Consider the following 15,087-nt stretch of genomic DNA (forward strand, 5'->3'; position numbering starts at 1 on the left):
ACGAAAGGAAAGACAATGAGCAACGCAAGCGGATGGGGCCTGACTGCACGACTGGTGTCGAAGCACTTCGGCGCACTGGGCGACCGGATCTCGGAGGCGATCGCCAACTTCGATCCCGAAACCGCGACCGAGGCCGACCGCGACCGCCTGGTCGACACCCTGCGCGACACCGCGCAACTGCTGGCGACCGCCCGCGCGTCCTTCGACAAGGAGCACAAGGACGTGGCCAACCTGCAGACCCTGATCGCCAGCGACGAGCGCGCCGCCGAGAAGCTGGCCGAGCGCCTGGCGGCCGGCACCATCTCGGAAGCGACCGTGACCCTGTTCTGCGACGAATTGGAAGCCAATAAAACGCGCCTGCCGCAGGAAATCCAGGAAGAAGCGGACGCGAAGGCCTACATGGACGAGCTGCAGAAGATCGTCGACGCGCTGTCCACGCAGCTGGCCGAGTTCGACGCCCAGGCGCGCAAGGCGATCCAGCAGCTGGCCGCCGCCAAGGCCCAGAAGGAACTGCAGGAACTGCGCATGGAGCGCCAGAGCCAGCTGGCCGGCCTCACCAGCATGAAGGGCAATTCGACCGCGCTGAACGCGCTCACCAAGCGCGCGCAAGCCGTCAGCAACGAAGCGGCCGGCCTGCGCATCGTCGCCGACATCGGCCAGAAGCCGCTCGACCAGCAGGCCGAACTGGATGCGATCCGCAAGTCGGTGAGCCAGCCGGAGACGGCCGGGGAGAGTGCGCTGGAGCGCCTGAAGCGCTTGTCGGGCAAGACCGCGGCCTGATCTTTACGCCGAATCGCGCAGCCAGGACTTGCTGCTCGGCTTTGCGGGGACCGGAACGGCGGGAACGGCCGCCGACCGGACCCGCTGGTCGAACCTGGGGGCAAGCTTGGATTGCCTTGCCTTGTCTTGCCTTGGCCAGGCAGGATTCGACGCCCACCGTGCAGTGGAAAATTTGAAGCACGACTTCGAAGGCACCCTGGGCAAGCTGGCGGCGATGGGTTTTGAGGGCGTGGAATTCGCCGGTGGTTTCGGCCGCTACGCCAACGATCCCGCCGGCCTGCGCGCCTTCCTCGACAAGCTGAAGCTGGCATGCGCCGGCGCCCACCTCGATTTCGCCGCGCTATCCGATGCGCGCTTCCCCCAGACCACCGCCTTCTACCGGGACGTCGGCTGCCGCAACCTGGTCATCGCCTGGGACACGATCGCCGCCGGCACGCCCCAGCAATCGATCCTGCAGCAGGACATCGGCTGGACGGTCTTCGCCGGCAAGGACCCGGTGGCGCTGATCCGGCGCTACCCAGGCCGCACCGTCTCTTCCCACTTCAAGGCCAAGCTGGCGCAAGGCACGACCGGCAAGCCGCTCATCGGTCAGGATAACACCGACTGGCCCGCCGTCTACGCGGCGGCGCGTGGGCAGGGCGGTGCGGAGTGGATCGTGCTCGAGCAGGAAGAGTATCCGGACGGGATGCGGCCGCTGGAGGCAGTGGCGGCCTCGATGCGCGGGCTGCAGGGTTTCCTGAAGCGGCATTGAGGATGGCGATGCTGCGTTATCTCGGCATGGCCGCACTGGTTGCGGTCTGTTTCGCGGTGGATTATCTGTTTGGGCCCATCGGGACCAAGCGGCTGGTGGGCGCATTCTTCCTGCTGTTTGCCGCCATCGGCATCGGCGCTCCCGAGGTCGGGTTCGGCTTCAAGGGCTTCGAGGAATGGCCCCTGCGCGGCTGGAAGAAGGCCTTCGTGCTGGTTCCGGCCGCCGCCATCGGCATCGTCCTGCTGGTCTACGCCACCGAGATCACCTGTGCCAGCCATCGCTACAGGCACCTGTGTACTTGATAGCGATAAGCAAAAACCTTGAGGCGCACGATAGACAGCTTGTTTGACACCGAATAATCGTTGAGCAAGACTGCGATGATGTGTCACGTGGAGGTTGCTACATGGATATTCGGCGAGACAGTACCGACGTTCTCAAGGCAAGCGCAGCACACACGATCATCTACCGCCCCGACATCGACGGCCTGCGCGCCGTGGCCGTCGGCCTTGTCGTCCTGTTCCACGCCTGGCCCAAGTGGCTGCGCTCCGGCTTCATCGGCGTCGACGTCTTCTTCGTTATCTCCGGTTTCCTGATCACCTCGATCATCCTGAAGGACCTGAGGCAGCGCGCCTTCACCATCCGCGGCTTTTACGTGCGCCGCATCCGGCGCATCTTCCCGGCCTTGATTACCGTCGTGCTGGCGGTGCTGGCCTTCGGCTGGTACGTGCTGCTGCGGCAGGAGTTCGCCCAGCTGGGCAAGCACGTCGCGGCGGCGGCGGCTTTCGTGTCGAATCTGGTGCTGTGGAGCGAGGCCGGCTACTGGGACAACGAATCCGTCACCAAGCCGCTGCTGCATTTGTGGTCGCTGGGTGTGGAGGAGCAGTTCTACCTGGTGTGGCCGATTGCGATGGCGCTGTGCTTCCGCGTCCGCTTCGGCATCCTGGCCTTCCTGGCGCTGACCCTGGCGGGCTCCTTCCTGTACGGCCTGTACGCCACCTTCAACCATCCGGCCGAAGCCTATTTTTCGCCCGTCACCCGCTTCTGGGAACTGGCGTCCGGCGGCCTGGTGGCGTATGCGATGACCAAGCGCAGCCCGCTGCTGCCGGCGCCGCTGCTGATATCGTCGTTCGGCTTGCTGCTGCTGGTGCTGGGTGCGGTGCTGATCAAGGGGCAGGCCGATTTTCCCGGCGCATGGGCGCTGCTGCCGGTGCTCGGCACGTGCGCGCTGATCGCCGCCGGCAACGTTTCCTTCATCAACCGGCGCCTGCTCGGCAACCCGCTGATGGTGAAGATCGGCCTGGTCAGCTATCCCTTCTACCTGTGGCACTGGCCGCTGCTGTCCTTCGGCTACATCATCGAAGGCGAGAAGCCGGAGCCGCTGGTGAAGGCCGCGCTGGTGCTGGCGGCGCTGGCGCTGGCCTTCCTGACTTACCGCCTGATCGAGCGCCCGGTGCAGAAGTCGCCGAACAAGCGCCGCGCGATCCAGGGCCTGGTGGCCGCCATGGCCTGCTTCGGCGTGCTGGGCGTGATGGTCAAGGCCGGGCTGCTCCAGGAGCGCATGCCTTCGAGCGCGGTCGCGCGCTACATGGGCGCGCTGAACGATCTGGGTTTTCCGGATCCGGCGATGAAGCCGCTGCGCTATAAGGGCTCGCTGTTCCAGCAGCTCGATGGCAAAGGGCAGGGCACCACGGTGCTGATCGGGGATTCGGTGATGGAACAGTACGCGCCGCTGGTCTCGCAAGGCTTGCGCGATGGCCGCTTCGACCGCAGCAAGGTGATCTTCGCCACCCAGGGCGGCTGCATGCCGGTCGAGGGCGCGGTACGCCTGCCGCGGCTACGCTACCCGACCTGCACCACGACCGTCACCGACGCCTGGCGGCTGGCGGCCTCGCCGGAGGTCGATACCGTGGTGGTCGCGGCCTCCTGGTACGGCTATTTCGCGAACTGGCAGCAGGATGTGCAGATGCCGGTGGATGGCCAGCTGCAGGCCTTCCCGGCCGCGTCCGCGCACGAAGCGGCGTATGCGACGCTGCAGCAGTCGATCGCGCGCCTGCGCACGGCCGGCAAGCGTGTCTACCTGATCCTGCAGCCGCCTTCGGGCAACCAGTTCGATCCGCGCTCGATGATTACCGGCTCGCGCTTCGGCGAAATGAAACCGCGTACCGATATGGAAGCTTATCGCGTGGAGCGCTTCTACAGCGACAACGCTGCGCCGCGCCAGCGGCTGCTGCGGATCGCGCAGGCGACCGGCGCGCTGCCTGTCGACCCGGTCGAGACCATCTGCAAGGACGGCATCTGCCCGACCGTGAACGCGGAAGGGGAGCCGATCTACACCGATCCGGTGCACATGCGGCCCTTCTACGTGAAAAGCAGGGTGCATTACCTCGACCCGGCGCTGAACGGGACCATCTCCACCATCGGCAGTTCGATGAAGCTGCTGTGATAGATCCGCTGGGTCGCCTTCTTATAATCCTCCGGCCTGGCGTTGAAAATGTTCTCCACCCAGGTCTGCGGATTGCGGTCGTACAGCGGGAACCAGCTGGACTGCACCTGCACCATGATGCGGTGCCCCGGCAGGAAGACGTGGTTGGCGGTCGGCAGGCCGAAGCGGTAGGACAGCGGCTTGTTGGCGGCCAGCGGCTTCGGCTTGTCGTAGCCTTCGCGGTAGCGGCCGCGGAAGATGTCGCCCGAAATCATCAGCTGGTAGCCGCCCATGCTCGGGTTGCTGCCCACCTGGTCCGGGTAGACGTCGATCAGCTTGACGACCCAGTCCGAATCCGTGCCGCTGGTGGAAGCGAGCAGGTTGGCGACCGGCTCGCCGCTGATCTTCACCGGCGCGGTGAGCACATCGGAGACGAAGGTCGCCACGTCGGTGCGGCCCGAGGCTTCGCGCTGGTCGTCGACCATCCAGCGCGGCCACGACTGCCCTTTGGCTTCGTCGTAGCCGTAGGGCGGGATCGGGCGCTGGCGGAAGGGCACCGGTTTCGAAGGGTCGGAGACGTATTCGTCGTAGGCCTTGGCATCGGCGGCGGCGCCCAGCACCGCTTTCTGACCGGCCGCCAGGCGCAGCGCCACCGGCTTCGACGCGCCCGGCCACGAAGCCAGATTGCGCCACTGGTTGGTGCCGGTCTCGAAGGCCGTCACGGCCGGGATGTCCGGCGCCGCTTGATTCCCTTTCAGATGCCGGTCGAGGAAAGGCCGCAGCACCGCCTGGCGCCAGTACAGCGCGGTATCGCTGCCGAACTTGATCGCGCCCAGGCTGCTGCCTTCGCCGATCGCGCCGCCGTGGTTCCACGGTCCCAGCGACAGATGGACCAGGTTGTCCTTGTCGTTCGGCTTGATCGCCTTGTAGACGGCGACCGGGCCGTAGATGTCTTCGGCGTCCCACAGGCTGTGCACCAGCAGGGTCGGCACCGTCACCGGCTGTTTGGCCAGGATCTTGTCCATCGCCTGCTGCTGCCAGAAGCTGTCGTAGCCCGGATGCTGCACCAGCTTGCGCCAGAAGCCGCTCTGCTCCAGGCCGCGCTGGCGCGCCAGCTCCCCGGCCGATCCGGCGCGCATGTACATGTCGTAGTCGTCGTAGTTCGAGGTGTACCACTTGGCGGTGTTCCCGCGCGTGACCACCTGCTCCATGATGTAGGACAGATTAATCTGGCGGAACGCGCCGTGGTGGAACCAGTCGTCGCCCATCCAGCCGTCGACCATCGGGTTCATCGGCACCGCGGCCTTCAGCGCCGGGTGCGGGTTCACCAGCGCCATCAGGGGCAGGAAGCCGTCGTAGGAGATGCCGATGATGCCGACACGGCCATTGGTCTCGGGGATGTTCTTGACCAGCCAGTCGATGGTGTCGTACGTGTCCGTCGAGTGGTCGACCGGGGTCGGGTTGAGCGGGCCTGACAAGGGCCGGTTCATCACGTAGTCGCCTTCCGAGCCGTACTTGCCGCGCACGTCCTGCACCACGCGGATGTAGCCGCCCTGGACGATCACGTCGGCGGCGTTGTCGTAGCCGCTCAGGATGGATTCCAGGTCCGAGCTCTCGGCATGGCTGGTCAGGCTGGCAGCGTCGTAGGGCGTGCGGGTCAGCAGGATGGGTGCGTTCTGCGCGCCCTTGGGCACGATGATGACGGTGTTCAGGCGGGTGCCGTCGCGCATAGTGATCATCACGCTGCGCTTGGTGTAATTGAAGCCCACGGTCGGGGCATTGAATTCCGCCGGGGTCTCCGAGGGCAGGGCGGGGTATTGCGGGGCCGGCGTTTGCTGCGCGTTCTGGGCGTGGGCGAAGCTGGCGAAGGCCATCGCGCAAGCCAGCGCGATGCAGGTGCTAGGTGACTTCATTGGACGTCCTTATTCTTTTAGAGCGTCTAACAAAGCCTCCATGGCGGCGTTGCAGCGTCTCGCCGTACTAAAGTACTGTCTTCGACGCTGCGCCTTGCCCTCAAGGTTTTGTTAGACGCTCTTAATGTGTGAAGTGTTGCCATCAACACATTAGCACAAGGCGCCGACGCGATCAGCCGTGCGTGAAGCGCTCGAACAGGGTGACGCCCTGGCGCCGCGTGCCGGGTCCGCCGAGGTGGTCCCACCAGCCGAGCGGGAAGGTCATCTTGCGGTCGGCCATGGCCACGAAATCGTCGAAGCCGCGCTGGGCTTCGCTGAGGGTGATGATGCGGGCGTCGACTTCGGCGCTGATGTCCAGGCAGATGTCGCCGTGCAGGTCGCGCCAGGGCTGGGCGCCGCCGGACGGATCGCCGCGCCAGGCCCTGATCCGGCTGACCGCCTCCCAGGGCACGGCCAGGCCGCGCACCGTGAAGCCGCTGTCGGCGACGAGAATCGAAGGCGCGGACGGCATCCGCAGCCAGCCCGGCCGCCGCAGCAGCCGGGTTTCGAGGACGTTGAGAATGCCTTTCATGCTTTTACTGATGACGCGAACCGCTGCGGTCGACCAGCAGCAGCTGGCCGAGGCCGCGCGCATCGCCCTTGCCGCCTGCGTCCTTGCCGACCACGTTGACCGAGGCGCTGCCCGGGCCGCGCACCGAGATGTCGGTCTGGCCCACGTTCAGGCGCCGGCCTTCGAGGCTGCCGGAGCCGTTGATCTGGATGCTCACCTGGGCCACGCTGCCGTCGATGCGGGCGTCGCCGGGGCCGTCCATCTTCAGCAGCAGGCGCTTGCCGGACATGCTGGCTTCCAGCTCGCCGGAGCCGTGCATTTCGGCGTCCAGGGTGTCGGAAACGTTCTGCAGCTTGACGCCGCCCGGCCCGCGGCTGCGCACGACGGCCTTGGCCACCTTGAGGCTGTCGCCATTCAGGTCGCCCGAGCCGCTCGCCTCCACGGTCAGGTTGCCGACGCTGCCGCTGAGCGCCGCGTTGCCGGGGCCGCCCAGGCGCAGCTGGCTGACAGCCGCGTTCAAGCCGCGCGCATCCAGCTCGCCCGAGCCCTGGACTTCGGCCTCGAACTTGCGGATGTTCCCGGCGATGCAGGCGTTGCCCGGGCCACGCTGCACGCTGCGCACGCCTTCGACCGCCAGCTCGCAGCCTTCGAAGTCGCCCGAGCCGCTGCTCTCCAGGCTTAGTTCGCGGCTGCTGCCGGACAGTTTCAGGTCGCCCGGGCCGCGCATGCGCGCCGTCACGCGGGAGGCGCGCAGGCCGTCGGCTTCAAGGTCGCCCGAGCCGCTCATCTGGGCCGCCAGCTCGTTGGCGATGCCGGCCAGGTGGACGTCGCCAGGGCCGCGCATGGTGATGTCGGCGTCGCCGGTCTTCATGCGGCGCAGGTCGAGATCGCCGCTGCCGCTGCTTTCCACCACCAGCTGGCGCACCGCGCCGCTGGCGTGCAGGTCGCCGGGGCCGGTGCTGACCAGCGTGAAGCGCTCGCCGCCGACCTGGGACAGTTCGACGTCGCCGCTGCCGCTCATGCGCAGGCTTTTCAGGCCGGCGGCGCCGATGGTGACCGTGGTGACGGTCTCGCGGCGCTTGCCGAAGCTGAAGGAGAAGCCGTTGCGCGAGAGCGGGCGCACCACCAGGGTGTCGCCGCGCACCAGGACTTCCATCTCGTCGAGCTCCTTGCGCAGGCCCGACACCGTGACGGCCTGGCGGGCCTGGGCGTCGATGATCACGCGGCAGGGGCCGCCCAGCTCGATCGCGCTGAAGGCGCCGACCTGGCGCTGCTCGGTAACGGTGCCTGCGCCCTGGGCTTGCTGCGCCTGCGCCTGGGCGAGGCTGGCGTGGCTGGCGATGGTGGCGCAGGCGAGGGCGGCGGCGATGGCGGTCAGTTTGATGGCGGTCTTCATGATCTCGTTCTTGTGTGATGAAAGGTGGGTGCTACCGGGAGCCTGAACGATAGGGCAAGCTTGCCGTGTCTGCATGCGCAAAACGACAGACGTGCGAAAACGCGGCGCGAAGTGTAAAAGAACGGGGCTGAGCGGTGTATATTTAATGGATGTCCTCGCTGACCGTCCGCAAGCTGAACGTCGACCTGTCCCAGGGCTTCCCGCGCCACTGGATGGGCGGCGACGTCTATCGCACCGCCTTCCTGAATGCGCTGTCGATGAGTTTCCCGCTCGGCGAGCAGATGTTCATCGACAGCGTGCGCGCGGCGCCTGCTGACGCCATCCTCGACCCGGTGCTGCGCGCCGAGGTGAAGGACTTCGTCGGCCAGGAAGCCAGCCACCGCTTCGTGCACCAGCAGTACAACGCCGAGCTGGCGCGCCAGGGCTTCGAGTACACCATGGAGCCGACACTGCAGGTGCGCGTGGAGCGCATCCGCAAGCTGCCGGTGCAGGACCGCCTGGCCATCACCTGCGCGCTCGAGCACTACACGGCCATGCTGGCCGACTACGTGCTGCGCAATCCGGCCTGGCTGGACGGCGCCGATCCGCAGCTGCGCACCCTGTGGAACTGGCACGCCGCCGAGGAGCTGGAACACAAGGCGGTCGCCTTCGACGTCTACCGCGCAGCCGGCGGCGGCTACCTGAAGCGGGTGCTGTGGTACCTGCACGTGAGCCTGGTGTTCTGGCTGGACACCACCACGCAGACCTTGCATAACCTGCGGCGCGACGGCGCGGCCTGGCGCCTGGCAACCTGGGCCAGTGCGGCGCGCATGTGGTTCGGGCGCCGCGGCCTGGCCTGGAGCCTGTTCAAGCCCAGCCTGGGCTACCTCTCGCCGCGCTTCCACCCCTGGCGGCACGACAATCGCGCACTGTTGCAGATGTGGCTGGAGAGCAACGACGATACCTGGCGCGCGGTCGGCAGCACATCGGCCTGAAAACGCCTTGCGCGTTGCGCGTGGCTGGATCGCGGAGCGAATGTCATAATGGATGGCTCGTAAAGGAGACTATTCGTGATTCGCTATCTTGGCACCCGCAAGAATGCGGAAGGTGCTGCCGTCTATATATTCCTGGTCAATGGCATGGAGAAGGAAGTGCGCGAGCACGCCCTCAAGCAGCATCCCGGCTGCTATGACGCCCTGCCGGCGTCGGTGAAGGCGAAGATCGCCGCCAACCGCGCATGGCTGTCCAAGCTGTGACGGCCCTGCGGCTGCTGCCGCTGGCCTTGGCCATCCTCGCCGGCGCGGCCTCCGCCCAGGCCCAGGACAAGCAGCCTTCCACCTTCGGCCCCGTGATCGGCGGTGCGCTGCTGTGCCGGGACCAGATCGACAACAAATACTTCTATTCCTGGCTCAGCAGCCATTTCGGCGCGCCCTACAAGCACGAGGGCGGGGCCTTCTGGTTCCGCACCGGCGAGGCGACGCTGTGGGGCGCGCCTGTTACCGAGGTGATGGTCAGCGACGATACCAGCGAGCTGGTGTTTCTGGCCGCGGTGGCCGAGGTGCCGCCGGACCAGCTGGAGCAGTCGGTCCGCGGCGCGGCCGGCGTGCGCTATCCTCCGGCGGATAGTTCCCAATATCCTTTGCGGGTTTCCGCCACCGGCAGCAAGATCGCTTACTACAATAGCAAAAGCAAAATATACTGCGCGAAGTTCAAACCGCTGCCGCCGGGCCGCTAGGGTTCAAGTAAGCTCGTAAAACCGTAGCGAGCGGCGGCAATGCTGGCCGAGAAGCGCAGCTGTACGAGTAGTACAGCGAGCATCGCAGGCCGGCAGTGCAACGCGTAGTAGGTTTTTCGAGGTTACTTAGGTATGTACACCAGCTATTTCAATTTGAAGCAACAGCCGTTCTCGATCGCGCCCGATCCGCGCTACCTCTTCATGAGCGAGCGCCACCGCGAGGCGCTGGCGCATCTGCTGTACGGTATCGGCAGCGGCGGCGGCTTCGTCCTGCTGACGGGCGAGATCGGCGCCGGCAAGACCACGGTGTGCCGCTGCTTCATCGAGCAGATCCCCGACAACTGCCGCCTGGCCTATATCTTCAACCCCAAGCTGACGGTCGAGGAACTGCTGCTGACCATCTGCGACGAGTTCCGCATCGAGCTGCCGCCCGCGTCCGCCGGCGCGCTCGGCGTGAAAAGCTATGTCGATGCGATCAACGGCTACCTGCTGGACAGCCACGCCCAGGGCAACAACAACGTGCTGGTGATCGACGAGGCGCAGAACCTGTCGCCCCAGGTACTGGAACAGCTGCGCCTGCTGACCAACCTCGAGACCAGCGAGCGCAAGCTGCTGCAAATCATCCTGATCGGCCAGCCCGAGCTCCGCACCATGCTGGCCCAGCCCGAGCTGGAGCAGCTGGCCCAGCGCGTGATCGCGCGCTACCACCTCGGGCCGCTGTCCGAAGCCGAGACCGGCGCCTACGTCACGCACCGCCTGACGGTGGCGGGCGCCCATCCGGGAAACCCGATTCCCGGCGCGCTGGCGCCGCTGATCCACCGCTTGACGCACGGCGTGCCGCGCCGCATCAACCTGCTGTGCGACCGCGCGCTGCTCGGCGCCTATGTCGAGAACAGCAGCGTGGTGACGCCGAAGATCCTGCGCCGCGCGGCCCAGGAAGTGTTTGCCGGCGAGGGCCCGCCGCCAGGCGGGCGCGGCGCGCCTCCGCTGCGCTGGCCGCTGGTGGCGGGCGGGGTGCTGGCCGGGGCGGCGATCAGCGCGGCGGCCTGGCAGGCGGTGCCGCGTGCTGCGGCGCCTTCCGCGCCGGTTGCTGCTACGGCGCCTGCGCCTCAGCATGCGAAAAAGGATGTGCAGCCGGTCAAGGGTGCGGGCTCGATTCCTGTCGGGGGAAGCACGGCCAAGCCGCTGTTATTGGCAACCCAGACCGAAGCCCTGCGCGAGCTGGGCACGCTGTGGGGCCGGCAGCTGCCCACCGACGAACCCTGCCAGGGCGCGCCCAAGCTTGACCTGCGCTGCTACCAGGGCCGCGGCGGCCTGTACGAGTTGCGCCTGCTCGACCGCCCGGCCATCGTCGCCCTGCACGACGGCCAGAAGCTGGGCTACGCGGTGCTGTCCTCGATGGACGCCGACAGCGCGGTGCTGAGCGTGAACGGCCAGCGCCAGAAAGTCAGCCTGGGCGCGCTGGCGACCCGCTTCGACGGCGAATTCACGACCCTGTGGAAGCAGCCGCGCGCCTTCCGCGACGAGATCCACCCCGGCGACACCGGCCCGGACGTGGACTGGATCGCCGGCCGCCTGGCGGAACTGAACAAGCTCGAAGCGCCGCGTACCGACCGGCCGCTGGACGAACCGACGCGCCGCCTGCTGCGCACTTTCCAGGCAAAGCAGAACCTGAAAGCGGACGGCGTGGCCGGGCCGCGGACCTTCATGCGCCTGAACCAGCTGAGCGGGGTCGACGAACCGCACCTGCTGGCGTCGAACGGGACGGGAAAATAATATGTCATACATCCTCGAAGCGCTGAAGAAGGCCCAGGCCGAACGCCAGCTGGGCAACGCGCCGACCATTCACGCGCCGCAAGCGGCACAGCTCGAACAGCCGGGCGTTGCGGCCAGCCGCAAGCCGCTGTTCATCGGCCTGGGGGCCGGTGCGCTGGTCGTGTTGCTGGGCGGGCTGTTCATGTGGCAGCGGACGCCGGCGCCGGCTGCGCCGGCAGTGCTTGCGGCAGGTTCGACGGCCAGGCCGGCTGCGTCGACTGCCACGCCGGCCGCCGCCGCGCCCGCAATGCCAGGGGCGGCTGAGCGCGCGCCCGCTGCGTCCGCGACTGCCGTGAACGCCGCCTCGAACACGCTGGAAGTGAGCGCACCGCCTGCGCCGCCGCCGCGTCCCGCCCATATGGCCGAGCCGCCCGCACGCCCGGCGCCGGCCCCGGGCAGCAGGGCAGGGGGCGATGCCCCGGCATCCCCGGTCGGCGCCCGCAGCCCGGCCGCCTCGCCAGCTGTTCCATCCGCGCCCGCCGCAGCGCCGCGCCCAGGCGCCGCACCGTCGCCGTCGCCCGAAGACAGCCTGCCTTACCTGCAGCAGCTGCCCGACAACATGCAGCGCGAGGTCCCGCGCGTGGCCTTCGGCGGCTACATGTATTCGGCCAATCCGGCCGACCGCCTGCTGCTGGTCGACAAGACCCTGCGCCACGAAGGCGAGGAGGTCGCGCCCGGACTGGTGCTGGAGAAGCTGTTGCCGAAGGCGGCGGTGATGAATTACCGCGGCGTCCGCTATCGTGTCGCCTACTGAGGCGGGGAGGGCCGCCGGCGGCCAGGTGCTGGGCGTGGTCGGCTGGTCCGGCAGCGGCAAGACGACGCTGCTGGAATACCTGGTCGGCCAGCTGGCAAGCGAGGGCCTGCGGGTCAACGTCATCAAGCACAGCCACCACGACATCGTGCTGGAGCCGCCGCACAAGGACAGTGCGCGCCTGCGCCTGGCGGGCGCCGGCGAGGTCATGATCGCCTCGCCCTACCGTTTCGCGATCCAGCACGAGCTGCGCGGCGCGCCCGAGCCCACGCTCGAGGAGCACCTGGCGCGCCTGGCGCCGGCCGACCTGACCCTGGTCGAGGGCTACAAATGGGCCGCCATCCCGAAGCTCGAGGTGTTCCGGCCCGAACTCGGGCGCACGGCCATGTATCCGGAAGACGCGAACGTGGTCGCGGTGGCATCCAATGCGCCGGCGCCGGCCGGGCTGCGGCGGGACCTCACCTGGCTCGAACTGGACCAGCCTGCGGCGATATTGCGCTGGCTCAGACGGCGCCTGGCGACCGCATCCTAAAGTTTTGCCCGAAGCTGACGTTAATACATGATGACCCGCATCGGGCCCGTAGTTCGCCCTCACACAGGAGACCGTCATGGACGTCATGAGTATTGCCAAACTCGCCACCAGTATCGCCGACACCGGCACCCGCCAGGATGTGGGCATCGCCATGCTCAAGAAGGCGCAGGACGTTCAGGCAACGACCGCCACCCAGCTGCTGGACGCCGTCCAGGCTGCGTCGCCGGCGCCGAACCTGCCGGCCCACCTGGGCAAAAACGTCAATACCACGGCCTAAAAACGTTCCGTAAAAAAATCAACCGGGCGCGTCAACAGGATCGCGGCCCGGTGCGTTAAACCGTCCACGTACCCGGCGCGAGGCAGGCCGCACAATAGTCCCGCTCTTGCCGCCACCATCGCTGCCCACGCGCAGCCACACAAGGCCGACCCCGCCGGTGTACGCATTTCGAAGGAGACTCCCCCATGAATAAACGTCAAGCACTCGTTGCTGCCGCGCTCGCGAGCGTCTGCGCCGCGAACGCGTCGGCCACCGGCCAGATGGACATGCAGCCGAAAGGTGAGCAGGAAAAATGCTACGGCGTGGCCAAGGCCGGCCAGAACGATTGCGGCACCGCCACCCACGGCTGCGCCGGCCAGGCGGCGGTCGACAATGACCCGGCGGAATGGCGCACGGTGGCAAAGGGCAGCTGCGAGAAGTCCGGCGGCAAGCTGAACCCGCCGCAGCAGGCCAAGCAGGGCAAGGCCGGGTAAAAAGCCGTGCTCGAGACGCTGGACGCGCGCGGGGTCGGCATCGGCCTGCGCGCGCCGCATTACCGCCAACTGATGGAAGAGCGTCCACCGCTCGCCTGGCTGGAAGTTCATACGGAAAATTACCTGGCCCGCTCGGGCTGGGACTGGCATGTGCTGCAGTCGCTGCGGCGCGACTATCCGCTCAGCCTGCACGGCGTCGGGCTGGGCCTGGGGTCGAGCCACGGCTTTTCCGAAGACCATCTGGAGCGCGTGCGCCAGCTTGCCGATGCAATCGAGCCGGCCCTCGTCTCCGAGCACCTGAGCTGGGGCGCGCTGCGCGACCGGCAACTGAACGACCTGCTGCCGCTGCGCCTGGATGGCGCGGCCCTCGGCCTGGTCGCTGCCCGCGTCGAGCGGGTGCAGGCCGTGCTGAAGCGGCGCATCCTGGTCGAAAACGTCTCCACCTATCTGCGCTTTGCCGGCGATGCGATGAGCGAAGCCGAATTCCTGGCGGCGCTGGCGCAGCGCACCGGCTGCGGCATCCTGCTCGACGTGAACAATCTCTACGTCAACCAGTGCAACCACGGCGAGGATGCCCTGGCGGCGCTGGAGGCGCTCGCTGGCCTGGCGCCGGGGACGGTCGGCGAGCTGCACCTGGGCGGCCACCTGGTCACCGGACTTGCCGTCATCGATCACCATGGCGACCGTGTCGCGCCGCCGGTGTGGTCCTTGTACCGCGAGGCTTTAGGGCGTTTCGGCGACGTGCCGACGCTGATCGAGTGGGATACCGGCGTGCCGGCGCTCGAGGTGCTGCTGGACGAGGTTCATATAGCGCAGCGCATTGCCGCGGAGACGGTAAGGGCTTTTTCGCCCGCGGCGGCCGCGCACCGGTCCTTGTCTCTGCCGGTGGAAGCGCCGGTTGACAGCAATGCCGGTCTCCAGCAAGACTTCGGTGATGCCCTGGCCGACCCCGGCCGGCTGCCCCTGCTGGCGCCCGAGCTGAAGGGCGATCCCGCCCGCTTCGGCATCTACCGCGGCAACCTCACGAGCGTTTGGCGCCGCGCGCTGGCCAATGCCTATCCGGTGCTGCGCAAGCGCCTGGGGCAGGACGCTTTCGACGCCCTCGCGCGCGCCTACGGACGCGCCCACCCTGCGCAAGACCCGGACCTGAACCGCTTCGGCGCCGAACTGGCCGCGTTCATCGGCGCTGACGATGGTCCCGAGCTGCCCGACCTGGCGCGGCTCGAATGGGCCATCCACGAATCCTGGCACGCGCCCGATGCACGGGCGGACGACGATCCGCGCGCCGCGCTGGCGACCCTGAGCCCGCAGCAGTTCGAAGCCAGCCGCGCCATCCTGCACCCCTCGCTGCGCCTGCATGCCTCGCGCTGGGCCACGGCTGCGATCTGGCTGGCCGAACAGCCCGAGGGTCCGGACGCTCCGCAAGAAGCCGGGCGCCCAAGCCACGCGCTGATCCTGCGCGCACGCTGGCAAGTGACGGTGCGCGAGATCGATGCGGCCGAATGGGCGGCATTGGCGCGGCTGGCGGAAGGGGAGAGCTTTGGCGCGGCCTTCGATGCAGCCTTCGACCTGGATGAGGAGGCGCCGATCGCGGCCTGGCTGGACGGCTGGCTGAAGAACGGGGTGCTGACGGGAATCGTGAAGGAAGTCCGGGAAGCCGACCCGCCCGCGCTGTAAGGCGAGGCCGGCGCGGGCGCGGTGGCCCGGTGGACT

General features: G+C 67.7%; 16 protein-coding genes. 13 read left to right on the forward strand and 3 right to left on the reverse strand.

The genetic code is table 11. The features are described 5' to 3' along the window. Window positions 1–15 precede the first annotated feature (15 nt). From ACFPO9_RS13195 to ACFPO9_RS13210, 4 genes are all read left to right on the forward strand, one after another. Window positions 16–780 carry a hypothetical protein gene (locus tag ACFPO9_RS13195; RefSeq protein WP_379771494.1) on the forward strand — a complete coding sequence of 255 codons (765 nt, stop codon included), beginning with the start codon at window positions 16–18 and terminating at the stop codon, window positions 778–780. Window positions 781–952: 172 nt separating this feature from the next. Next, window positions 953–1,531 carry a sugar phosphate isomerase/epimerase family protein gene (locus tag ACFPO9_RS13200; protein ID WP_379771496.1) on the forward strand — a complete coding sequence of 193 codons (579 nt, stop codon included), beginning with the start codon at window positions 953–955 and terminating at the stop codon, window positions 1,529–1,531. 8 nt (window positions 1,532–1,539) lie between these two features. After that, window positions 1,540–1,833, forward strand: coding sequence for a hypothetical protein (locus ACFPO9_RS13205; RefSeq protein ID WP_379771498.1), 294 nt, complete (start codon window positions 1,540–1,542; stop codon window positions 1,831–1,833). 101 nt (window positions 1,834–1,934) lie between these two features. Further along, on the forward strand, window positions 1,935–3,974 hold the full coding sequence (locus ACFPO9_RS13210) for an acyltransferase family protein (RefSeq protein ID WP_379771501.1): 2,040 nt from the start codon (window positions 1,935–1,937) through the stop codon (window positions 3,972–3,974). Here the strand turns inward: ACFPO9_RS13210 and ACFPO9_RS13215 are convergent. The 3 genes from ACFPO9_RS13215 to ACFPO9_RS13225 all read right to left on the reverse strand — a co-directional run bounded on the left by ACFPO9_RS13215 (window position 3,911) and on the right by ACFPO9_RS13225 (window position 7,812). Next, complete coding sequence (locus ACFPO9_RS13215; protein WP_379771505.1) at window positions 3,911–5,866, reverse strand: CocE/NonD family hydrolase; 1,956 nt, start codon at window positions 5,864–5,866, stop codon at window positions 3,911–3,913. The genes ACFPO9_RS13210 and ACFPO9_RS13215 overlap by 64 nt on opposite strands. A 172-nt stretch (window positions 5,867–6,038) precedes the next feature. Next, on the reverse strand, window positions 6,039–6,437 hold the full coding sequence (locus tag ACFPO9_RS13220; protein ID WP_379771508.1) for a hypothetical protein: 399 nt from the start codon (window positions 6,435–6,437) through the stop codon (window positions 6,039–6,041). Window positions 6,438–6,441: 4 nt separating this feature from the next. Further along, complete coding sequence (locus ACFPO9_RS13225; RefSeq protein WP_379771510.1) at window positions 6,442–7,812, reverse strand: GIN domain-containing protein; 1,371 nt, start codon at window positions 7,810–7,812, stop codon at window positions 6,442–6,444. 149 nt (window positions 7,813–7,961) lie between these two features. On the opposite strand from ACFPO9_RS13225, the gene ACFPO9_RS13230 reads away from it, so the two are divergent. The 9 genes from ACFPO9_RS13230 (at window position 7,962) to bufB (ending at window position 15,051) form a co-directional block, all read left to right on the forward strand. After that, entirely contained in the window at window positions 7,962–8,786 is an 825-nt protein-coding gene (locus ACFPO9_RS13230; RefSeq protein WP_379771512.1) for a metal-dependent hydrolase, read from the forward strand. Window positions 8,787–8,861: 75 nt separating this feature from the next. Further along, the gene (locus ACFPO9_RS13235; RefSeq protein WP_230027521.1) at window positions 8,862–9,047 is read left to right on the forward strand and encodes a hypothetical protein; all 186 of its coding nucleotides are present in this window, start codon (window positions 8,862–8,864) and stop codon (window positions 9,045–9,047) included. Further along, a complete protein-coding gene (locus tag ACFPO9_RS13240) occupies window positions 9,029–9,526 on the forward strand; it encodes a hypothetical protein (protein WP_379771515.1) in 498 nt (165 codons plus the stop codon). The genes ACFPO9_RS13235 and ACFPO9_RS13240 overlap by 19 nt, the downstream gene beginning before the upstream one ends. Window positions 9,527–9,658: 132 nt before the next feature. Further along, entirely contained in the window at window positions 9,659–11,302 is a 1,644-nt protein-coding gene (locus tag ACFPO9_RS13245) for an ExeA family protein (RefSeq protein WP_379771517.1), read from the forward strand. A 1-nt stretch (window position 11,303) separates the two neighbouring features. Next, window positions 11,304–12,095: a general secretion pathway protein GspB gene (locus tag ACFPO9_RS13250; protein WP_379771519.1), complete on the forward strand. Its 792-nt coding sequence runs from the start codon at window positions 11,304–11,306 to the stop codon at window positions 12,093–12,095. After that, window positions 12,082–12,624 carry a molybdopterin-guanine dinucleotide biosynthesis protein B gene (gene mobB, locus ACFPO9_RS13255; RefSeq protein ID WP_379771521.1) on the forward strand — a complete coding sequence of 181 codons (543 nt, stop codon included), beginning with the start codon at window positions 12,082–12,084 and terminating at the stop codon, window positions 12,622–12,624. The genes ACFPO9_RS13250 and mobB overlap by 14 nt, the downstream gene beginning before the upstream one ends. A gap of 76 nt (window positions 12,625–12,700) precedes the next feature. After that, complete coding sequence (locus ACFPO9_RS13260) at window positions 12,701–12,901, forward strand: YjfB family protein (protein WP_379771523.1); 201 nt, start codon at window positions 12,701–12,703, stop codon at window positions 12,899–12,901. Window positions 12,902–13,086: 185 nt separating this feature from the next. Next, window positions 13,087–13,374: a BufA1 family periplasmic bufferin-type metallophore gene (locus ACFPO9_RS13265; protein ID WP_379771526.1), complete on the forward strand. Its 288-nt coding sequence runs from the start codon at window positions 13,087–13,089 to the stop codon at window positions 13,372–13,374. A gap of 6 nt (window positions 13,375–13,380) precedes the next feature. Further along, on the forward strand, window positions 13,381–15,051 hold the full coding sequence (gene bufB, locus ACFPO9_RS13270; protein WP_379771529.1) for an MNIO family bufferin maturase: 1,671 nt from the start codon (window positions 13,381–13,383) through the stop codon (window positions 15,049–15,051). The last annotated feature ends 36 nt before the right edge of the window (window positions 15,052–15,087 follow it).

The organism is Massilia aerilata, from assembly GCF_042656905.1.
GTDB classification, from domain to species: Bacteria; Pseudomonadota; Gammaproteobacteria; order Burkholderiales; family Burkholderiaceae_D; genus Telluria; species Telluria aerilata.